Source organism: Paraeggerthella sp. Marseille-Q4926 (genome assembly GCF_916618935.1).
GTDB classification, from domain to species: Bacteria; Actinomycetota; Coriobacteriia; order Coriobacteriales; family Eggerthellaceae; genus Paraeggerthella; species Paraeggerthella hominis.
Genome location: NZ_CAKAKF010000003.1, coordinates 501,834 through 522,225, shown reverse-complemented (window position 1 = coordinate 522,225; position 20,392 = coordinate 501,834). Strand labels below are relative to the sequence as shown.

The following is a 20,392-nucleotide window of genomic DNA, read 5'->3' as shown; positions in this document are numbered from 1 at the left end:
GGCGTGCGCGCGAGCATAACGGAGGTAAAGTAAGTGGCTAATCAGAAGATTCGCATCCGCTTGAAGGGGTACGATCATGAGATCGTGGATCAGTCCACGAAGCTCATCGTCGATACCGCGCAGAAGACGGGTGCCAAAGTATCCGGTCCCATTCCGCTGCCGACGGAGCGCAACCTGTACTGCGTCGTCAAGGGCCCGCACGTCGACAAAGATTCGCGCGAGCAGTTCGAGATGCGCACGCACAAGCGCCTGATCGACATCCTGGAGCCGACCCCCAACACGGTCGATTCCCTGATGCGTCTCGATCTCCCCGCCGGCGTCGACATCGAGATCAAGCTGTAAAGGGGGATGTGCGATATGATCAACGCCATCTATGGTAAGAAAATCGGCATGACCCAGATCTTCGGCGAGGACGACCGCGTCATCCCCGTGACCGTGATCCAGGCTGAGCCGAACAAAGTGTGCCAGGTGAAGACGAAGGACAGCGACGGCTACGAAGCTGTGCAGCTGGGCTTCGGCACCATCAAGGAGAAGAAGGTCAACAAGCCTATGGCTGGCCACTTCGCCAAGCAGGGCACGGAGCCCACGCGCTACCTGCGCGAGGTTCGCGTCGAGAACGCCGGCGAGTACAAGGTGGGCGACGAGCAGACGGTTGCCGCTTTCGCCGAGACGAAGAAGGTCGACGTCACGGGTACGTCCAAGGGTAAGGGCTTCGCCGGCGTTATGAAGCGCTGGGGCTTCCGCGGCGGTCCGGGCGGCCATGGTGCGCACTTCCATCGCGCTCCGGGTTCGGTCGGCCAGTGCGCTACGCCGTCCCGCGTGTTCAAGGGGCTCAAGCTCCCGGGTCACATGGGCGTCGACACCGTCACCGTGCGGAACCTCGAAGTGGTGCGCATCGACGAGGAGCAGAACCTGATCCTCGTGAAGGGTGCCATCCCCGGCAGCAAGAACGGCATCGTTCGCGTCCGCATGGCGTAGAGCGCGAATTGAAATAAGGAGCTTGAACAACATGACGACTATCGACATCAAAGACGCGAAGGGGAACAAGGCCGGTTCTGCCGACCTGGCCCCCTCCGTGTTCGGCATCGAGCCGAACGTGCCCGTCATGCACCAGGTTGTGCGCGCTCAGCGTGCGTCCTGGCGCCAGGGTACGCATGACACGAAGACCCGTGGCGAGGTCCGCGGCGGCGGCAAGAAGCCGTGGCGCCAGAAGGGCACCGGTCGCGCCCGTCAGGGTACCATCCGCGCTCCTCAGTGGGCTGGCGGCGGTACCGTGTTCGGTCCGCATCCCCGCAGCTACGCCTTCCGCGTGAACAACAAGGAGGTCAAGCTGGCGATGCGTTCCGCGCTGTCCGCCAAGCTGGCCGACGGCGAGCTGCACGTGATCGACGGCTTCAACTTCGAGAAGCCCTGCACCAAGGACGCCGTTGCCATCCTGAAGGCCTTCGGGCTTGAGGGTCGCACGACCATCGTGATCTCCGATGACGACGTGAACGCCTACCTGTCGTTCCGCAACATCCCCACGGTGAACATCCTGCCTGTTGGCGCTGCTAACACGTACGAGATCATCGACAACAAGGCGATCGTGTTCACGGCTGCCGCTCTGAAGCGCATCGAGGAGGTGCTTGCATAATGAAGGATCCCCGCGAGGTTATCATCCGCCCCGTTATCACGGAGCACAGCTACGACCAGATGGAGAAGAACACCTACACGTTCGAGGTGGCCAAGGACTCCAACAAGGTCGAGATCCGTCAGGCCATCGAAGCTATCTTCGACGTGACGGTGGTCAAGGTGAACACCCTGAACGTGAAGTCGAAGCCGAAGCGCGTGCGTTACCAGCTTGGTAAGACCCGCACGTGGAAGAAGGCCATGGTTACGCTCAAGGAAGGCGACACCATCGAGCTGTTCGCTTCCTAAGTCGTTTCACCATACGGTTTGCCGAAAGCGCCCCGCACACGCGGGGCGCTTTTTTAGATGCGAGGGACAGGGCGGCCGCCGCCTTGGTGATCCCGGCCGGGCGGCGCGAGCGAAAGATACGGCAGCCTGGATCTTTTCGATCCCGGCCGGGCGGCGCGCTTCGCGCCCGCATCGTGAGTTGCTTTTGGGCGACGCCCGGCACCGACGATGCCCGACGTTGATATCGGCGGTTCGGCTTCCTGCTTCCTGAGCGCTCTACGGTTCCCTTGTTCGGGGCGTTCGTCTGCTCGAGGGGAGGCGTGCGCACGAAAAACCGCCTTCGCTGGCAGGTTTTAACGGTTTGAGGTCGTTGGATCAGACCCTGGTCGAGCCGTCGCTTTGCGCGCTTTTCGTTTTACCTGGTCACAGCGTCGAGCTGTTGCGGCGTCCTTCCGCAGGCATGCATCCGAGCGGATTCGACCACCTCAAACCGTTAAAACCTGCCAGCGAAGGCGGTTTTTCGTGCGCTAGCGTGCCTGCGGGGGTGCAGCCCTGACGGCAGGACGTGCGCTGTTGGCTTGCCGACCGGGTTGCCTGCGCCGCTACGCGCCTGTTCCTCCCTTCCCGCATTTCGCCTGCGCCCGTCCTGCCGCCTGGACAGCGTCGCTAGCGCCCGTCCGCACCTTGCGCCTCGACATGCCACCTGCTCCGGCTCTTCTACTTGCCCGCCCGCGCTGCGCGCAGGGCGCGCAGGGTGCCGTGTGGTTGTCGAATTGGTTCGGAAGCGCGTCCGCAGCTGGTACGGGCAGGGTCGTTGGTGTATCGTGAGGGTTCGGAACAATTGCAAGGGAAGGGGCCGCCGTGGCATTCGTTGAGTTTCGCGATGTGCGCAAGGTGTACCGCATGGGCGAGGTCGAAGTGGCTGCCGTCGACGGCATGACCTTCGACATCGAACGCGGTGAGCTTGTGGTGGTGGTCGGTCCTTCCGGCGCCGGCAAGACGACGCTTTTGAACATGCTCGGCGGCATGGACGGGTGCTCGTCGGGCACCATCATGCTGGACGGCCGCGAGATCAGCGCCTTCTCCGAAAAGGAACTCACGTACTATCGGCGTTACGACATTGGCTTCGTGTTCCAATTCTACAACCTGGTGCAAAACCTGACGGCACTTGAAAACGTGGAGCTTGCCAGCCAGATTTGCAAGGATCCTCTTGACGCGGCTACGGTGCTTGCGCAGGTGGGGCTGGGGCATCGATTGGACAACTTTCCGGCGCAGCTTTCCGGTGGCGAACAGCAGCGCGTGGCCATCGCGCGCGCCCTGGCGAAGAACCCGAAGCTGCTTTTGTGCGACGAGCCCACGGGGGCGCTCGACTATCAAACGGGCAAGGCTATTCTGAAGCTGCTGCAGGACACGTGCTACAACACCGGCAAAACCGTCGTGCTCATCACGCATAACTCGGCGTTCACCAGCATCGCTGATCGCGTCATCCATATCCGCGAGGGTCGCGTAGCCAGCGCGCAGGTGAACGAATCGCCCGAATCCGCCGAATGCCTCGAGTGGTAGTCGGTTCGTTATGAAAAGCGCGTTCGCTAAAGAAACGGTTCGCTCGATCACCCATTCGCTCGGGCGCTTTTTGGCCATTGCGGCAATCGTGGCCTTAGGGACGGGGTTCTACGCCGGCCTTCGCATGACGGCTCCGGACATGAAGCTGGCTGCCGACGAGTTCTTCGACGGCACGACGTTGATGGACGTGCGCGTTCTCTCGACGCTGGGCCTCACCGATGCCGACATCGCCGCGTTGCGCCAGGTGGACGGCGTGGAGTCCGTCATGCCCGCGTACGAAACCGACGTCATGGTTCGCGTTGGCGACGAGCAATACGCTACGCGCGTGCATTCGCTGCCTGCGTCCGCGTCCGAAAGCGACACGTCCGACGGCGTGCATGCGCGCTCTGACGATCCCGACTACCTCAACCGTCCCATCCTGGTGGAGGGCTCGTGGCCGGAACGCGCGGGCGAGTGCGTGCTGTCGGCAAACCTTGTGGTGAACTCGGGCGTGCGCGTCGGCGATACCGTTACCGTTGTCGAGGGCGTTCAAAACGTGGACGAGACTTTGGCAACGCGTACGTACAAAGTGGTCGGACTCGTGAACGCTCCGTACTACGCCACGTCGTCGAGCATGGGCTCGACCACGCTGGGAACCGGCTCCATTCAGCAGTTCATGTACGTTCCGGAAAGCGATTTCTCGGCGGACCTCCCCTTTACGGAAGCGTTCGTCACCGTAAAGGGCGCTGCGGACGAGTGTGCCTCGAGCAAGGCGTACGACGCGTGCGTGACCGCGGTGGAGGATCGCATCAAGGAGATAGCCCCCGAGCGCGAGCAGGCGCGCGTGGACGGCCTGAAGGAGGAAGCTCAGAAGCAGCTCGATCAGAAGCGCGCGGAATACGAATCGCAAAAGACGGAAGCGCAATCGCAGCTTGACCAGGCGAAGCAGCAGCTCGACGACGCGGCTGCGACCATCGCCCAAAGCGAGCAGCAGCTTGCCGACGGTCAGGTCGAGTACGATCGCGGCACGGCGCAGCTTGCCGAGCAGCAAGAGCGCGCGCGGCAGCAGCTTTCGAGCGCCGAACAGCAGATAGCCGACGGCCAAGCGCAGGTCGACGAAGCTCGCCCGCGCATCGAGGCGGCGTCTGCGCAGCTGCAGGATGCGTGGGCCCAGTGGCAGCAGGGCGCGGATGCGCTGGCTGACGCACGGGCCCGGTGGCAGCAGCAGTCCGACGCGCTCGATGCGGGCGTGCATCAGGCCGAGCAGTCGATCGCCGACCTGAACGCCCGCATCGCCTTCTTGGAGGAACAGCTGCAGACCGCAACCGATCCGGTCGAAATCGAGAAGCTTCAGGCTGAAAAGGCAGCCGCCCAGACGGCGCTTGCAAGCGCCCAGGCCACGCTCGACGCCTTGAACGCGCAGAAGCCTGCGCTCGATCAGGCGCGCGAGCAGCTTGAGGCGCAGCAGCGCCAGGTCGACGCCGCGCAATCGGTTCTTGCGGGGCAGCAAGCCGCTTTCGACCAGCAAAAAGCGCAGTTCGACGCAAGCGTTCAGCAGCTCGATCAGGCGCGATCGGAGCTGTCAGCCGCGCGCGTGCAGGCGGATGCCCAGATAGCCGCTGCGCAGCGGCAGCTTGAGGCGGCTGCCGCCCAGCTGGAAAGCGGTCGCAGCCAGCTTGAGCAGGGCAAAGCTGATTACCAGAGCGGCCTTGCCGAGTACGAACGACAGAAAACCGAGGCGAGCGACAAGCTGGCCGATGCCGAGAGCCAGCTGAACAAGGCCCAAAAGCAGATCGACGACCTGGCTGCTCCCGAGTGGATGGTCATGGACCGCGACGCGAACTACGGCGTTGCCAGCTTCGAAGCCGACGCGAACCGCGTGGACAGCATCGCGCAGGTGTTCCCCTTCATCTTCTTCTTGGTGGCTGCGCTGGTGGCCCTTACCACCATGACGCGCATGGTGGAGGAGGAGCGCGCGCTGATCGGCACATTCAAGGCGCTGGGGTACCGGCGAACGCGAATCGCGGGGAAGTACCTGGTCTATGCGGCGGTGGCCAGCGGCGCGGGCAGCCTCGTGGGCATCGCGGTGCTGTCGCAGGTGCTGCCGGCGGTCATCATGAGGGCTTACGGCATCATCTACTTCGTGCCCAACCTGCCGTTCCCGCTTCCGATCGACCCCTTCTTCGCGCTGCTGTCCGCCGGCATGGGCGTTGGAGTCACGCTGCTGGCTACGCTGGCGGCTGCGGCCGCGACGCTGCGCGAGCGCCCTGCTTTGCTCATGTTGCCGCGCGCTCCGAAGGCCGGCAAGCGCATCCTGCTCGAACGGGCGACTCCGCTGTGGAAGCGCCTTTCGTTTACGTGGAAGGTGACGTTCCGCAACCTTTTCCGCTACAAGAAACGCTTCGTCATGACGGTGATCGGCATTGCGGGATGCACGGCGCTCCTGTTGACGGGCCTGGGCTTGTCCGATGCCATCAACGACATCATCGACAAGCAGTTCCGCGATCTGACCAAGTACAACGTGACCATCACGCTCGATGACGACGCGTCGAAGGAAAGCCGCCAGACCGTAGACGCCGTGCTGGACGATTCGCGCTTGGCAAGCGGGCACACTGCGGTGGACCGCCAAAACCTGTTGGCAAGCGGGCCCGGTAAATCCGACGCGCACATAGAGCTGGTAGTCCCTCAAGATCCGGGCTCGTTCCGGCAGTTCTTCGATCTGCGCACGCGCGTGGGCCATCATCCGGTCGAGCTTGCCGACGACGGCTTGCTGCTGGCCGAGAAGCTGGCGGGCGAACTGGGGGTTTCGGTGGGCGATACGGTCACGCTGACCGAGCAGGACGCCATCGGCAACGCTACCAACACGTCGTACGAGGCTACGGTTACCGGCGTGGTGGAAAACTACGTGTACAACTACGCGTTCATGGGCCCGAAGCTCTACGAGCGCCTGACGGGGGAGGCCCCTGCGTTCTCGACGGTTCTGACCATCGCGTCCACGGATTCTTCGGCGCGCGCGGACCTGGTTGAAACGCTGCAAGCGACCGACGGCGTGAAGACGGTGGCCAGCAACGACGAGACCATCGACGCGTACCACGACATGCTCTCGAGCGTGAACATGATCGTCGTGGTGCTGGTGGTGGCCGCCGCCGCGTTGGCGTTCATCGTGCTGTACAACCTCACGAACATCAACATCACCGAGCGCATGCGCGAAATCGCCACGCTCAAAGTGCTCGGATTCACCCCGCGCGAAATGAACGCCTACATCTTCCGCGAGACGTTTTTGCTGGCCGCCATCGGCTGCGCGGTCGGCTTGGTGCTCGGCGTGTGGATGGAGGGCTTCGTCGTGGTGACGGCCGAGGTGGACCAGGTGATGTTCGGGCGCACCATCCATGCGCTGAGCTTCTTGTGGGCGTTTTTGCTCACCATGCTGTTCGCGTTGCTGGTCATGCTGGCTATGCGCGGCAAACTAGCCCGCATCGACATGGTCGAAAGCCTCAAGTCCAACGAGTAATGCGCTACAATAACCCATTGACGATCGCTACAGAAGGGGACCCCTTATGAAGGTAACTGAGAAGAAGCTCGAAGACGGGCTTATCCTGCTCGACGCCGTTGTTTCCACGGCGGAAGTGAGCCATGCGCTTACCATGGCCCAGTACGGTTTCGCCCAGCAGATGGGGATTCAGGCTCAGCCGGGCAAGCCGGTGGCGCAGGCCGTTGAGGAGCAGATGGGCATCAAGGATCTTGACGCTATCGTGCAGCAGCAGGCTATCGAGTATCTGGTGCCGTTCGCGATCGACAAGCGCAACATCATGCCGGCGTATCCGCCTCAGCCGAAAGCAAAAGAGCCGCTCAAGCGGGGCCAGACGTTCTCGTTCGAGCTGCGCGTTGCTCCTAAGCCGGAGTACGAGCTGACCTCGTACGATCAGGTGACCATCACCGTTCCGCCGCTGGAAGTTCCCGAATCCGAAGTTGACGCGCAGATTGCGCAGATGGCCGAGAGCTACGCGGAGTTCGTGACCGACGAGCCCCATCCCGTAGGCGCCGGCGACAGCATGATGCTGGCGCTCGAGGCGTTCCAGGGCGGCGAGCGCATAGAGAACCTGTCGACCGACGGCCGCACGTACCTGATGGGGATGGGCTTGATGCCCGAGGCGTTCGAGAGCAACCTCATGGGCATGGAGGTAGGGGAGACCAAGTCGTTCTCGTTCGAATTCCCCACCGGCGTAGGCGAGCAGGTCGAGACGATGGACTGCACGGTGACGATCAAAGAGATCCAGAAAAAGATCGTTCCGGAGATCGACGACGCATGGGTGGAGAAGAACATGCCCATGTACCGCAACGCTGCAGCTTTGCGCGGGGGCATCGCTGATCGCATTCACGCCGATTACATGGCGCAGTACGAAGGGTTCAAGATGCAGATGGCCGCGGCAGAGCTGGGCAAGCGCTTCCAGGGCCGCATTGCCGACGAAGTGTACGAGTCCATGCGCTCCACGCTCATGTCCAACCTGCGCGGCCAGCTTCAGCAGCAGGGCATTCCGCTTGACCAGTTCGTGGAAAGCCAGGGCGGCGAGCAGCAGTTCGGTATGATGACCATGATGCAGACGCGCGAAATGCTCGTGCAGGGCTACGCTCTTGACGCTTTGTTCCGCCATGAAAAGATGACGCTGACCGACGAGGACATCGAGGCGGCTTGCCGTCAGATGAACCCGCAGAATCCGAAGGCCGCCCGCCGCGAAATGGAGGAGAGCGGTCGCGGCTTCGCTCTGCGTGAGGCTGCTGAGCGCATGAAGGCCAATCGCTGGCTTCTCGAGCACGCTATCGTGAACGTGGAGCAGCCGGCCGCCGCACAGCCGGCCCCTGCAGCCGACGCGGAATAGCGGCTGCGTCCGGCAGGCCCATCCAAGCGGTTTCGAGGCCCCCGATCTCCGAAGGGAAATCGGGGGCTCTTGCTGTCGGCGTGCCTGTTGCTTCGTTGCCTTGCCGTTCTGCCGTCTTGCGGCTCTGCGGATTGCTGCTTTGCCGTCAGGCGCCCTTGTCGTGCTTTGCGATGATGGCTGCAGCTTCGCTTGGCGGCAGCGGCTTTGAAAGCAGGTAGCCCTGCATGAGCGTGCAGCCGCATTGCCGGAGCATGCTGCGCTGCTCGGCGGTTTCGACGCCTTCGCACAGCACGTACGACCCCGTAGACGTGAAGCAGGCAATAAGATGCTCTAGGAACAAGTGGCCCCGGTCGTCTTCTGCAATGGACTTCAGGATGCTCTTGTCAAGCTTCACCACGTCGAACGGAAGCTCCAGCATCAGCGCGACGTTCGAGTATCCGGTACCGAAATCGTCCAGGTAAAACTTCACTCCCTGCTCGTTCATGGTGTTCATGAACGAGCGTACGGTATCCGGGTTCGCAGCGATGGCGCTCTCGGTTATCTCGATGCGCAGAAACGAGGGAGGTATGCCATGCTTTCGCACGATGGCGAGCACGGTTTCCGCCAAGTCGTTTTGGATGAACTGCACGGCCGAGAAATTGACCGAAACGCCTCGCATCGACGTGTTCGGATGGGCGGCGCGATACGATGCGGCGAACGCGCATGCTTCTTCAAGCACGATTTCCGTCAAACTTGCGATGAGCCCGGTTTGCTCGGCAATGGAGATGAACTCGTTGGGCGGAATGGCCCCCAGCTTCTCGTCGTTGAGCCGGCATAGCACTTCGGCCATGACGAACTCTTCCGTACGCTCGAACCAAATGGGCTGGATCTGCGTTGACAGGCTTCTTTCGGCGATAGCCTTGCGCAAGGCGTCCGCAATGGCGCTGCGGCGATGTATCTCGTCGATCATCTCGGGGGTGCACATGCAGGGCGTTCCCGGCTCGAGCGCTTTGGCGCGGGCTACGGCGTATTCGAGCGCTGCGCTTACATCCTGCGGATTGTCGGCGATGTCGGGGTGGGAAACGACTCCCATGACGAACCCGATCGAATACGACTGAGCCCCTATGCTCCAGGTTCTGCAAAGGCTTTGACGCAGCTGCTCGACAACGTCCGACGCCGCCTCGGATGCATCGCGATCCTTGCAGGCGCGTTCGTCGAACACGAAAGCGAACTGGTCGCCGCTGTATCGGTACAGGCTGGCGCATCCTTTGATGGCGGACAAAAAGCTCGCGAATTCCTGCAGGAAGCGATCTCCGTTCTCGTTGCCGAATCGGTCGTTGATGAACTTGAAGTTCGAGATCGACACCAGCACGACCGTGAATCCCTGGCCTCGGTCGTGGAGAAACGACACCATGGACAAGAACTCTTGACGGTTCGGTATGCCGGTGAGCAGGTCCACCGAAAGCCGTTTGTTCTGCAGGTACAGGTAGATGATCAAAAGCGCGCAGGCCGCTGCCGCGCCGGACAGCAGGTGCTGCGGAAACATCTGCTGCGCGAACACCACGGCGAATGCCAAGAGGGGAAACGTCGCCAGGATTCGTCGCGCATCCCGACGTATGGAATCGCGGGAAAGGGCTACGACGAACAGGCACGCGGCGCAGTAAAAGTATGCAACCAGGTACGCCACGTAATAGAAGGGTCCTCGATGATAGGCGCCCGTCGCGTCGATCGAGAACAGCCAGCCGGTTGCCGCGCTTGCCGCTACGCAGATCAGATATGCCAGACAAGGCGCGGCGCACAGGGCCAGCGCGGTGCGGTTGAGGGGTCGGGTTTCGTCTATGACGGCCGAAGTGTAGTAAAAGTAGGTGGCAGCCAGAAGGGGCGTGAGCGCGAAATGGGCTGCGGTTGCAAGCCAGGTGACAGCGGCCAGCTCCAAAGGAGCGAACATAATGAGATATGACGAGCACAGGCTGGCAATGCTCGCCGCCATGGTCATCGTCAGGCATGCGTGGAACAAGCGGTTCTTAGGGGATGGGACGCCGTGGCTTCTTCGGGAGTACACCGATATGATGGATACGATGATGAGCGCAACGATCTCGGGCAGGGTGTTCCACGTCATGGGTGGCCGACTTTCTTCGCGGTGGTGCCGGTCGAACGGTAAAGCTCGCTTCAGTCTTCGCAGTATTGTACCCCTTCGCACGGCGAAGAGCGGACGCCTTTGCCGCATGGCGCGGCAAAGGACCCAATGCGCTGCTCGCGGGCTTTTGTGCGCGAATTGCCATAGGTGCCCATTCACCGTTTGCCGCTGCCCGCTGGTTGTCGCGCTTCGTTGCCCGCCCCTGCCGCTCGCTGGCCGCCACACCTCGCCACCCGCCGCACCTCGCTGTCCGCCGCCTGTCACCCGCTGGTGGCCGCACCTCGCCCCCGTCGCATCTCGCCGCTCGCCACCTGCCGCGCTCCGTCGTGTCAAAACGAGCGAGTTTTGCGGCGGTTTTTCGCTTCCGAGCCACCGAACTCGGAGAGGTGTTTTACAAATCACCAGGTTACAAGCTTACATGACCTCTTTATCCTCATTTGAGGACCAGCAAAACTCGTCCGTTTTGACAGCGGGCCCGACAAAGCCTCGGCAGGGGCCCGGCAAAGGCCCCGCCGCAACCCCGCCAGAGCTCTGGCGCAAGTCGCCGCAACTCGCAACCCCGCCGCTCCCGGCAAATCCCACGCTCCGCGAATCGCGCACCGTGCTCCGCTTGCCCTCCTTGTGTTCAGGTTGTGTGCGAGGGGGACCTCGAATGGCCATCAGGAAATACTTCTTGAAACTCCTTTCGATTCTGCGTATAATTCTCGGTTGCGTCTGGTCTTTGATGGATACACCCGGGCGCGTGGCATACCGGAGTCACGGGGGCCCAGCCTCCCCAAGGTTCCCGGAGGCAATCGGAGCCACGAAGAGACAAAGGGTTTTCGGTGTACGGAGAGGCGTGCGAGCGATAACCCGCAGAAAGGAAAGAAATGGGAGTCAAACAGTACAAGCCGACCAGCCCCGGCCGACGCTTCCAGACGGTCTCGGATTTTGCCGAGATCACGACGGACAAGCCGGAGAAGTCCCTGCTTGCGCCTCTGTCTAACAAGGCAGGTCGCAACAACTACGGCCGCATCACCACCCGTCACCAGGGTGGCGGCAACAAGCGCCGTTACCGCATCATCGACTTCAAGCGCAACAAGGACGGCGTGCCCGCGAAGGTCGCTACCATCGAGTACGACCCGAACCGCTCGGCCCGCATCGCTTTGCTGCACTACGTCGACGGCGAGAAGCGTTACATCCTGCACCCGAAGGGGCTGCGCGTGGGCGATATGGTCATGAGCGGCGTTGAGGCTGACATCAAGCCGGGCAACGCTTTGCCGCTGGCCAGCATCCCCGTCGGTACGCTCATCCACGCGGTTGAGCTGCAGCCGGGCAAGGGCGCGGCTATCGCTCGTTCCGCCGGTACCAGCATCCAGCTCATGGGCAAGGAGGGCAACTACGCCATCCTGCGCATGCCTTCCTCCGAAATGCGCCGCGTGCTCATCACCTGCCGCGCAACGGTGGGCGAAGTGGGTAACGCCGAGCACTCGAACATCAAGATCGGCAAGGCCGGCCGCAACCGTTGGAAGGGCATCCGTCCCTCCGTCCGCGGTACCGTCATGAACCCGGTCGACCACCCGCACGGCGGCGGCGAGGGCAAGAACAAGTCCGCTGGTCGTCACCCGGTCACTCCGTGGGGCGTTCCCACGAAGGGCCATCGCACCCGCAATCCCAAGAAGGCTTCGAGCCGCTTGATCATCCGCCGTCGCAAGAAGTAGCGCAAAGCGTTAAGGAGTAATAGTGAGTAGAAGTTTGAAGAAGGGTCCTTTCGTTGAACCGCGCCTTCTCGGTCGTATCGAGGCAATGAACGCGGCGGGCGAGAAGAACGTCATCAAGACCTGGTCGCGCTCGAGCACCATCTTCCCGGACATGGTGGGTCACACCATCGCCGTCCATGATGGCCGCAAGCATGTGCCGGTATACGTTACGGAATCCATGGTCGGCCACAAGCTGGGCGAATTCGCCCCGACCCGCACGTTCAAGGGTCACTCCGCCGACAAGGGCAAGAAGAAATAGAAGGGGTGAACAATGGAAGCTAAAGCTACTGCACGCTACGTCCGCGTTTCGCCCCGTAAGGCGCGCATCGTTATCGATCTGATCCGCGGCAAGTCTGTGCCTGCTGCTCGCGAGATCCTGCTGTTCTCGGACCGCGCTATCGCCGAGGTCGTCGCCAAGGTGCTCGACTCCGCTGTGGCCAACGCCGAGAACCAGCATCACGTGCGTCCCGAGACGCTCGTCGTGAAGACGGCCTTCGCCGACGAAGGCCCCACGTACAAGCGCATTCGTCCGCGCGCTAAGGGTTCCGCGTCGCGCATTCGCAAGCGCACGAGCCACATCACCATCATCGTTGCACCGCGAGAGGAGGCATAAGCCGCATGGGTCAGAAAGTAAGCCCCACCGGGTTCCGCCTTGGCATCACCGAGGAATGGCGTAGCCGCTGGTACGCCGACAAGGATTACGCCAAGAACCTGGAAAACGACTTGGCCATCAGGAAGTTCCTGGACAAGCACCTCGCTCGTGCCGCCGTCTCCAAGGTTGAGATCGAGCGCGCCGGCGACAAGATCAAGATCATCATCACGACCGCTCGTCCGGGCGTTGTGATCGGCAAGAAGGGCGCCGAGATCGATTCTCTGCGCAAGAAGCTGGAGAAGGTTGCCAACGGCCCCGTCAGCATCGAGGTCATCGAGGTCAAGCGCCCCGAGCTCGACGCCGAGCTGATCGCTCAGTCCGTGGCCGAGCAGCTGGTGGGCCGCGTTGCCTTCCGTCGCGCTATGCGCAAGGCTGTTCAGTCCGCCCGCAAGAGCGGCGCCAAGGGCATCCGTATCCAGTGCTCCGGCCGTCTGGGCGGCGCTGAGATGAGCCGTCGCGAGTGGTATCGCGAGGGTCGCGTGCCGCTGCACACGCTGCGTGCCAAGATCGACTACGGTTTCGCCACCGCTGCTACCACGATGGGCTCCATCGGCGTGCAGGTGTGGGTGTACCACGGCGAAGTGATGCCTGGCCAGAAGGCGCCGCAGCCGGCGCTCGAGGGCAGCTCCCGTCCGAGCCGTCCCCGTCGCAACGATCGTAACGATAGGAGGGCGAAGTAAATGCTCGTACCTAAGCGCGTTAAGCACCGCAAGGTGCAGCGTGGCTCCATGAAGGGCCAGGCCAAGGGCGGTACCCGCCTGAATCACGGCGAATACGGCATCCAGGCGCTTGAGGCTCATTGGATCACCAACCGCCAGATCGAGGCCGCTCGTATCGCCATGACCCGTCACATGAAGCGTGGCGGTAAGGTTTGGATCACCATCTTCCCGGACAAGCCGATCACGAAGAAGCCGGCTGAAACCCGCATGGGTTCCGGCAAGGGCAACCCCGAGGCGTGGGTCGCGGTCGTTAAGCCCGGCCGCATCATGTTCGAAATCGCCGGCGTCGACGAGGAAACCGCCAAAGAGGCGCTTCGTCTGGCCATCAACAAGTTGCCCATCAAGTGCAAGATTGTTTCCAAGGAAACGGAAGGGCAGGAATAAATGAAAGCAGCAGAGATCCGTGAGCTGTCTGCCGACGATTTGCAGGCGAAACTCAAGGAAGCGCGCGCGGAGCTTTTCAACCTGCGCTTCCAGATGGCTACGAGCCAGCTTGACAACACCGCCCGCGTGAAGCAGGTCAAAAAGGACATCGCACGCATTCAGACCGAAATGCGCGCCCGCGAGCTGAACGCTTAGGCTTGTCGGTAAGGAAGGTTGGATATACATGAGCGAAGATCGCAACTCCCGTAAGGTCCGTCAGGGCGTCGTCGTAAGCGCCGTGAACGACAAGACCTGCGTGGTGCTAGTCAAGGAGCGCAAGCCGCATCCGGTGTACGGCAAGATGATGACGACGACGAAGAAGTTCCACGCCCACGACGAGAACAACGAGGCTGGCGTCGGCGATACCGTCCAGATCATGGAGACCCGTCCGCTGTCTAAGATGAAGCGCTGGCGTCTGGTGAAGATCGTCGAGAAGGCCAAGTAGTCAGGGGCGAATATTCGCTTCAGACTACCGAGATGAAAGTTAGGTTAAAGCAATGATTCAGATGCAAACCATGCTCGCAGTGGCCGACAACTCCGGCGCTCGCAAGGTGCAGTGCATCAAGGTCCTGGGCGGCTCTAAGCGCCGTTACGCAGGACTGGGCGATGTCATCATCTGCAGCGTCAAAGAAGCGGCGCCGAACACCAACGTCAAAAAGGGCGATGTGGTGCGCTGCGTGGTCGTGCGCGTGAAGAAGGAAGTGCGCCGCAACGACGGTAGCTATATCAAGTTCGACCAGAACGCCGCCGTGCTCATCGATACGAACGGTGCCCCCCGCGGCACGCGTATCTTCGGGCCCGTTGCTCGCGAGCTGCGCGACAAGAAGTACATGAAGATCGTGTCCCTGGCACCTGAGACGCTCTAAGGAGGTGTGCGCCAATGAATAGCATGAACATCAAAAAGGGCGATAAGGTGAAGGTCCTGTCCGGCAAGGACAAGGGCAAGGAATCCACGGTTCTTCACGCTCTTCCGCAGAAGCAGCGCGTGGTCGTCGAGAAGGTCGGCGTCGTCAAGAAGGCGCTGCGTCCGACGCAGCAGAACCCCCAGGGCGGTATCGCGTCCGTCGAGGCTCCCATCCACGTGTCGAACGTGATGCTGGTGTGCCCGGCCTGCAAGCAGCCCACCCGCGTGTCCAAGCGTGTCACCGACGAGGGCAAGAAAGTCCGCGTCTGCAAGAAGTGCGGCAAGGATATCGACTAGAATAAGCAACGGAGGAGCCGCGGCGGCAACGCCGGGCCCCTCCGAGGTTATGGCCCCGGCCGAATTCGGCTAGGGACGCAGGGTCGGAAATCCTGCGTTTAATTCATCGAAAGGATTGAAAGCATGACTGCTCCTCGTTTGAAGGAAAAGTACAACACCGAGATCGTTGCCAAGCTCGAGAAAGAGCTGGGCGTCGACAACATCAACAAGGTTCCGCGTCTTGAGAAGATCGTCGTGAACATGGGCGTGGGCGCCGCTGCCGGCGACCACAAGCTGCTCGACTCCGCCATGAACGACATGCGCATCATCACGGGCCAGCAGCCCTGCGTGACGCGTGCCAAGAAGTCCATCGCAGGCTTCCATGTGCGCGAGGGCCAGCCTATCGGTTGCAAGGTCACGCTGCGCGGCGACCGCATGTGGGAGTTCCTGGATCGTCTGCTGGCGACCGCTCTTCCCCGTGTGCGCGACTTCCGCGGCATTTCCCCGACCAGCTTCGACGGTCGCGGCAACTACACGATGGGCATCACCGAGCAGCTGATCTTCCCCGAGATCGACTACGACAAGGTCGACCGTACGCGCGGCATGGACATCACGTTCGTGACCACGGCGGAAGAAAACGATGCTGCCTTCGCGCTGCTCGACGCGCTGGGCTTCCCGTTCAAGGATAAGGAATAACACTCTCGTTGTCCGTCCTAAGGCCGCTGGTTCGGCGGTCTGCGTTGAAACGTGCTCTCGAGCCTTCCGATTAAGCCAGGAAGGCTGGATATAAGAAAGAAGGATTTGCATGGCTAAGAAATCGATGGTCGCCAAGGCCAAGCGCGAGCCGAAGTTCTCGACGCGCCAGCACAATCGCTGCACGCGCTGCGGACGTCCCCGCGCCTACTACCGCAAGTTCGGCCTGTGCCGTGTCTGCTTGCGCGAGCTGGCCAACAAAGGCGAACTGCCCGGCGTGACCAAAGCTTCGTGGTAAGCCACAGGTAAAGGTACGCATGGGTGTGCCACGGTTCAGGCGGAGGCGTTATGGGCGCCGACGAACCGAACCGCTCGGCTCATCACGAACCAAAGGAGAAATCAACTATGACCATGACCGACCCTATCGCAGACATGCTTACGCGCGTGCGTAACGCAAACTCTGCCGGCAAGACGACGGTTTCCATGCCGTCGAGCAAGAAGCTTGTCGAGATCGCCCGCATCATGCAGGAAGAGGGCTATGTCCAGGGCTATGACGTGATCGACGGCGAGCCGCGCGCTACGCTCGAGATCACGCTCAAGTACGGTGACAAGAAGGCCAAGACCATCCGCGGCATCAAGCGCATTTCCAAGCCGGGTCTGCGCATCTACGCCGGCAAGGATGAGCTGCCCCGCGTCCTCGGCGGCCTCGGCACTGCCATCATCTCGACGAGCAACGGCGTGATGACCGACCGCGATGCCCGCAAAAAGGGCATCGGCGGCGAAGTCGTCGCGTACATCTGGTAGGAAAGGGAGGTTTGATATGTCTCGTATCGGCAAACAGCCCGTTACCGTTCCTGCCGGCGTCGAAGTGATCATCGACGGCAACGCCGTGACGGTGAAGGGCCCGAAGGGCGAGCTCGCACGCGAGTTCAGCCCCATGATGACCATCGTTCAGGAAGGCGAGGAGATCATCGTTTCTCGCCCCAACGACAGCCGCGAAGCGAAGAGCCTGCACGGTCTTACGCGTACGCTCGTCTCCAACATGGTGGAGGGCGTTTCGAACGGGTATTCCAAGAAGCTGCAGCTCGTCGGCGTTGGCTACCGTGCCGCGCTCAAGGGCAAGGATCTCGAAATGCAGCTGGGATTCTCCCATCCGGTGCTGGTAGAGGCCCCCGAGAACATCACGTTCGAGGTGCCGAGCCAGACCGAGATCATCGTGTCCGGTATCAGCAAGGAGCAGGTCGGCCAGGTGGCGGCGAACATCCGCAAGTGGCGTAAGCCGGAACCCTACAAGGGCAAGGGCATTCGCTACGAGGGCGAGCACGTCCGCCGCAAGGTTGGCAAGGCTGGCAAGGACTAGGCGCGCGAGCGTAACTGATCGAAGGGATTATCATGAAGAAGCTTCAGAAAAAGCAAGCTGCGCTGGCTCGCCGCCATCGTCGCGTGCGCGGGAAGATCTCCGGCACGCCGGTTCGCCCCCGCCTCTGCGTTACGCGCAGCAACAGCAACATCTACGTGCAGTTCGTCGACGACGTCGCCGGCAAGACCCTGTGCGGCGTTTCCACGCTCGGTCCGGACTTCAAGGCCACGGGCAAGAGCGGCGCGACCGTCGAGGGCGCTGCTGCCCTGGGCGAGATCGCTGGCAAGAAGGCACAGGACGCCGGTATTACGGAGGTCGTGTTCGATCGTGGCGGCAACCTGTATCACGGGCGCATCAAGGCTTTGGCCGATGCTGCTCGCGAAGCAGGCCTGAAATTCTAGAAGGGGTAAATGTCTTATGGCTCGTAACAAACAAGACAACGCCGCGGTCCCCGAGCTCCAGGAGCGCGTCGTCTACATCAACCGCGTGTCCAAGGTCGTCAAGGGTGGCCGCCGCTTCGCGCTGACCGCGCTTGTGGTGGTTGGCGACGGCAACGGTCGCGTCGGCGTGGGCATGGGCAAGTCCCAGGAAGTGCCCATCGCCATCAAGAAGGGCGTCGAGGACGCGAAGAAGAACATGTTCACCGTGCCTCTGACCGCCGAGAAGACGCTTCCGCACGAGATCATCGGCGAGTTCGGCGCTGGTCGCGTGCTCATCAAGCCGGCTACGCCCGGTACCGGCGTTATCGCTGGCGGCGCTGCTCGTGCCGTCATGGAGCTGGCTGGCGTGACCGACGTGCTCACCAAGTCGCTGGGCACTGACAACGTCATGAACGTGGTCAAGGCCACCGCCGAGGGTCTCAAGAACATGGAGAGCCCCCAGGAGGTTGCTGAGCGTCGCGGCCTGTCCGTTGCTCAGATCTACGGCTGGAAGGAGCAGAAATAATGGCAGAAGCTAAGAAGACGCTGCGCATCACGCAGGTCAAGAGCGCCATTGGCTACAAGAAGGATCAGGGTGCCACGCTGCGCGCCCTCGGTCTTGGCAAGATCAACCGCTCGGTCGAGCAGGTGGACAATGATTGCGTCCGCGGCATGATCTTCAAGATCAAGCACCTCGTCGAGGTTGAAGAGATCTAAACTACGGTGCGTCGGCTCTTGGCCGGCGCACTTGCATCCTGCGCGAACAAATCCTCGCGCAGGATGCTCTGCATTGCGCTACAATGCTTGATTGGCGCTTCGGGAGAATACGAGGCGTCAATCAAGCTGTTATTGGAAGTTTGTTGGCGGCGAGCTGCCAACACCGGATGAACGATCCGGAAAAGCGACAGAAGGAGAAACAACATGGAACTCAAAGATCTTAAGCCGGCAGAAGGCTCCCGCAAGGCCCGCAAGCGCGTTGGCCGTGGCCCCGCATCCGGTACCGGCAAGACGTCCGGCCGCGGTATGAACGGTCAGAAGTCCCGTGCCGGCGGCGGCAAGGGCGTTGGCTTCGAGGGTGGCCAGACTCCGCTCGCGCGTCGTCTGCCGAAGCTGCCTGGCTTCAAGAACATCAACCATGTCGAGTACCTACCCGTCAACGTCAAGCGTCTCGAGGAAGTCTTCGAGGCTGGCGACGTGGTGGACGGCGAGAGCCTGAAGGCCAAAGGCGTTATCAAGCATGCTGACGCGCTGGTGAAGGTTCTGGGCGACGGTGAGATCACGAAGGCCCTGACGATCAAGGTTGACAAGGTGTCTGCTTCCGCCAAGGCGAAGATCGAGGCGGCTGGAGGAAAGGTCGAAGAGCCTTGCTAAGCTCTATCATCGATGCATTCAAGGTACCTGAGCTGCGCAAGAAGATCTTGTTCACGCTCGGCATCCTCGCGCTGTATCGTTTCGGCGCGTATGTGCCGGTGCCTGGCATCCCCTTCAACGAGTTCGCGCATTCGTTCGCTGATTCGGGTGTGTCCATGACCATGCTCGACCTGTTCACCGGAGGCGCGTTGTCGAACTTCTCGGTGTTCTCGTTGGGCATCATGCCTTACATCACTGCATCGATCATCATGCAGTTGATGCAGGGCGTCATTCCTGCCGTAGGGCGTTGGGCGAAGGAGGGCGAGACCGGTCGTCGCAAGATCACGCAGGTCACGCGTTACCTGACGCTGGGCTTGGGCCTGATCAACGCCATCGGCTACCTGCTGCTGTTCAAGTCTCCTCAGTACGGCGTGGTGTTCTCGACCGAGATCCCCGAATTCGTGACCGACATTCTGGTTGTGTTCACGCTTGTGGCGGGTACGGCGTTCATCATGTGGATGGGCGAGCTTATCACGCAGCGCGGCGTGGGCAACGGCATGTCGCTCATCATCTTCGTGAGCATCGTGAGCCGCGTGCCTTCCGCTATCTTCTCGTCGGTGAACCTGTCGGCCGATACGGCCATGGGCATCGCGGTAACGGCGCTTATCGTGCTGGTGGTTCTGGCGTGCATTCCTGCGATTATCTTCGTGGAGCGTGCGCAGCGCCGCATCCCGGTGAACTACGCCAAGCGCGTGCAGGGTCGCAAGATGATGGGCGGACAGTCCACCTACATTCCCTTGAAGGTGAATGCGGCGGGCGTTATCCCGATCATCTTCGCAAGCTGCTTGATCTACTTCCCGGCTCAGCTGGCGGCGCTCTTCAACGTCGAATGGCTGACCATGGTGGCCGACGCCATCTCGTCTGGCTGGGTGAACTGGATCCTGACGGTGCTGCTGATCGTGTTCTTCGCGTATTTCTACACCTCGATGGTGTTCAACCCGGACGAGACGGCCGACAATCTGCGCAAGCAGGGCGGCTTCATTCCGGGCGTGCGTCCCGGTTCCGCTACGGTTACGTACATTAAGAACGTGCTGCATCGCGTGACGTTGCCGGGCGGCATCTTCATCGCGGTCATCGCAGTGGTGCCTACGATTATCTTCCACTTCACGGGCAACACGCTGGTTCAGGCGTTCGGCGGCACGTCGATCCTCATCATGATCGGCGTTGCTCTCGACACTATGAACAAGGTGGAGAGTCAGTTGAAGATGCACAACTACGACGGCTTCTTCAAGTAGTCCGTTCTTGCAAGATAAACGCCCCGGTCAGATGTTTGGCCGGGGCGTTTTTTGTTGCAGCCCCTCTCTCGTGTACGGGGTTTGTACAAGATTTCGATGCACGATGCACGATGCTTGTCGCCCGCTGCAGA

At 61.5% G+C, this 20,392-nt stretch carries 26 protein-coding genes; 25 read left to right on the top strand and 1 reads right to left on the bottom strand.

Annotated elements, in window-relative coordinates; all coding sequences use genetic code 11:
• The first annotated feature begins 33 nt into the window (after positions 1–33).
• The 7 genes from rpsJ to LG373_RS07530 all read left to right on the top strand — a co-directional run bounded on the left by rpsJ (position 34) and on the right by LG373_RS07530 (position 8,315).
• Positions 34–342, top strand: coding sequence for a 30S ribosomal protein S10 (rpsJ, locus tag LG373_RS07560; RefSeq protein ID WP_009304899.1), 309 nt, complete (start codon positions 34–36; stop codon positions 340–342).
• Positions 343–348: 6 nt separating this feature from the next.
• Positions 349–978: a 50S ribosomal protein L3 gene (gene rplC / locus LG373_RS07555; RefSeq protein WP_370632880.1), complete on the top strand. Its 630-nt coding sequence runs from the start codon at positions 349–351 to the stop codon at positions 976–978.
• Between the two features lie 31 nt (positions 979–1,009).
• Positions 1,010–1,633 carry a 50S ribosomal protein L4 gene (gene rplD / locus LG373_RS07550; protein ID WP_114567127.1) on the top strand — a complete coding sequence of 208 codons (624 nt, stop codon included), beginning with the start codon at positions 1,010–1,012 and terminating at the stop codon, positions 1,631–1,633.
• Complete coding sequence (gene rplW, locus LG373_RS07545) at positions 1,633–1,917, top strand: 50S ribosomal protein L23 (protein WP_114567128.1); 285 nt, start codon at positions 1,633–1,635, stop codon at positions 1,915–1,917. The genes rplD and rplW overlap by 1 nt, the downstream gene beginning before the upstream one ends.
• A gap of 840 nt (positions 1,918–2,757) precedes the next feature.
• A complete protein-coding gene (locus LG373_RS07540; protein WP_225749431.1) occupies positions 2,758–3,459 on the top strand; it encodes an ABC transporter ATP-binding protein in 702 nt (233 codons plus the stop codon).
• A 10-nt stretch (positions 3,460–3,469) separates the two neighbouring features.
• Complete coding sequence (locus LG373_RS07535; RefSeq protein ID WP_225749430.1) at positions 3,470–6,949, top strand: FtsX-like permease family protein; 3,480 nt, start codon at positions 3,470–3,472, stop codon at positions 6,947–6,949.
• A 46-nt stretch (positions 6,950–6,995) separates the two neighbouring features.
• Positions 6,996–8,315, top strand: a complete 1,320-nt coding sequence (locus tag LG373_RS07530; RefSeq protein WP_216529465.1) for a trigger factor — start codon at positions 6,996–6,998, stop codon at positions 8,313–8,315.
• Between the two features lie 145 nt (positions 8,316–8,460).
• Here LG373_RS07530 and LG373_RS07525 read toward each other — a convergent pair whose 3' ends face one another.
• Positions 8,461–10,413: a bifunctional diguanylate cyclase/phosphodiesterase gene (locus tag LG373_RS07525; RefSeq protein ID WP_225749429.1), complete on the bottom strand. Its 1,953-nt coding sequence runs from the start codon at positions 10,411–10,413 to the stop codon at positions 8,461–8,463.
• A gap of 887 nt (positions 10,414–11,300) precedes the next feature.
• Between LG373_RS07525 and rplB the strand changes: the two genes are divergently transcribed.
• The 18 genes from rplB to secY all read left to right on the top strand — a co-directional run bounded on the left by rplB (position 11,301) and on the right by secY (position 20,261).
• Positions 11,301–12,131, top strand: coding sequence for a 50S ribosomal protein L2 (gene rplB, locus LG373_RS07520; RefSeq protein WP_216529463.1), 831 nt, complete (start codon positions 11,301–11,303; stop codon positions 12,129–12,131).
• A 22-nt stretch (positions 12,132–12,153) separates the two neighbouring features.
• A complete protein-coding gene (gene rpsS / locus LG373_RS07515; RefSeq protein WP_114567134.1) occupies positions 12,154–12,429 on the top strand; it encodes a 30S ribosomal protein S19 in 276 nt (91 codons plus the stop codon).
• A 12-nt stretch (positions 12,430–12,441) separates the two neighbouring features.
• A complete protein-coding gene (gene rplV / locus LG373_RS07510; protein ID WP_114567135.1) occupies positions 12,442–12,783 on the top strand; it encodes a 50S ribosomal protein L22 in 342 nt (113 codons plus the stop codon).
• Positions 12,784–12,788: 5 nt separating this feature from the next.
• Positions 12,789–13,502, top strand: a complete 714-nt coding sequence (gene rpsC, locus LG373_RS07505) for a 30S ribosomal protein S3 (protein ID WP_114567136.1) — start codon at positions 12,789–12,791, stop codon at positions 13,500–13,502.
• Positions 13,503–13,925, top strand: a complete 423-nt coding sequence (rplP, locus tag LG373_RS07500) for a 50S ribosomal protein L16 (RefSeq protein ID WP_114567137.1) — start codon at positions 13,503–13,505, stop codon at positions 13,923–13,925.
• The gene (rpmC, locus tag LG373_RS07495; RefSeq protein ID WP_080803034.1) at positions 13,926–14,120 is read left to right on the top strand and encodes a 50S ribosomal protein L29; all 195 of its coding nucleotides are present in this window, start codon (positions 13,926–13,928) and stop codon (positions 14,118–14,120) included.
• Between the two features lie 28 nt (positions 14,121–14,148).
• A complete protein-coding gene (gene rpsQ, locus LG373_RS07490; protein WP_114567138.1) occupies positions 14,149–14,409 on the top strand; it encodes a 30S ribosomal protein S17 in 261 nt (86 codons plus the stop codon).
• Between the two features lie 52 nt (positions 14,410–14,461).
• Entirely contained in the window at positions 14,462–14,830 is a 369-nt protein-coding gene (gene rplN / locus LG373_RS07485; protein ID WP_114567139.1) for a 50S ribosomal protein L14, read from the top strand.
• A 23-nt stretch (positions 14,831–14,853) separates the two neighbouring features.
• A complete protein-coding gene (rplX, locus tag LG373_RS07480) occupies positions 14,854–15,165 on the top strand; it encodes a 50S ribosomal protein L24 (RefSeq protein ID WP_181792585.1) in 312 nt (103 codons plus the stop codon).
• Between the two features lie 123 nt (positions 15,166–15,288).
• Positions 15,289–15,840, top strand: coding sequence for a 50S ribosomal protein L5 (rplE, locus tag LG373_RS07475; RefSeq protein ID WP_114567141.1), 552 nt, complete (start codon positions 15,289–15,291; stop codon positions 15,838–15,840).
• 109 nt (positions 15,841–15,949) lie between these two features.
• The gene (locus tag LG373_RS07470; RefSeq protein ID WP_009306343.1) at positions 15,950–16,135 is read left to right on the top strand and encodes a type Z 30S ribosomal protein S14; all 186 of its coding nucleotides are present in this window, start codon (positions 15,950–15,952) and stop codon (positions 16,133–16,135) included.
• Positions 16,136–16,242: 107 nt separating this feature from the next.
• Entirely contained in the window at positions 16,243–16,641 is a 399-nt protein-coding gene (rpsH, locus tag LG373_RS07465; protein WP_114567142.1) for a 30S ribosomal protein S8, read from the top strand.
• 16 nt (positions 16,642–16,657) lie between these two features.
• The gene (gene rplF, locus LG373_RS07460; RefSeq protein ID WP_114567143.1) at positions 16,658–17,197 is read left to right on the top strand and encodes a 50S ribosomal protein L6; all 540 of its coding nucleotides are present in this window, start codon (positions 16,658–16,660) and stop codon (positions 17,195–17,197) included.
• A 32-nt stretch (positions 17,198–17,229) separates the two neighbouring features.
• Entirely contained in the window at positions 17,230–17,598 is a 369-nt protein-coding gene (gene rplR, locus LG373_RS07455; protein WP_114567144.1) for a 50S ribosomal protein L18, read from the top strand.
• 16 nt (positions 17,599–17,614) lie between these two features.
• Entirely contained in the window at positions 17,615–18,142 is a 528-nt protein-coding gene (gene rpsE / locus LG373_RS07450; protein ID WP_114567145.1) for a 30S ribosomal protein S5, read from the top strand.
• Entirely contained in the window at positions 18,142–18,333 is a 192-nt protein-coding gene (gene rpmD / locus LG373_RS07445; RefSeq protein ID WP_114567146.1) for a 50S ribosomal protein L30, read from the top strand. The genes rpsE and rpmD overlap by 1 nt, the downstream gene beginning before the upstream one ends.
• Before the next feature lie 204 nt (positions 18,334–18,537).
• Positions 18,538–18,987, top strand: a complete 450-nt coding sequence (rplO, locus tag LG373_RS07440; RefSeq protein ID WP_114567147.1) for a 50S ribosomal protein L15 — start codon at positions 18,538–18,540, stop codon at positions 18,985–18,987.
• Positions 18,981–20,261 carry a preprotein translocase subunit SecY gene (gene secY / locus LG373_RS07435; protein ID WP_114567148.1) on the top strand — a complete coding sequence of 427 codons (1,281 nt, stop codon included), beginning with the start codon at positions 18,981–18,983 and terminating at the stop codon, positions 20,259–20,261. Before rplO ends, secY begins: the two co-directional genes overlap by 7 nt.
• Positions 20,262–20,392: the final 131 nt, after the last annotated feature.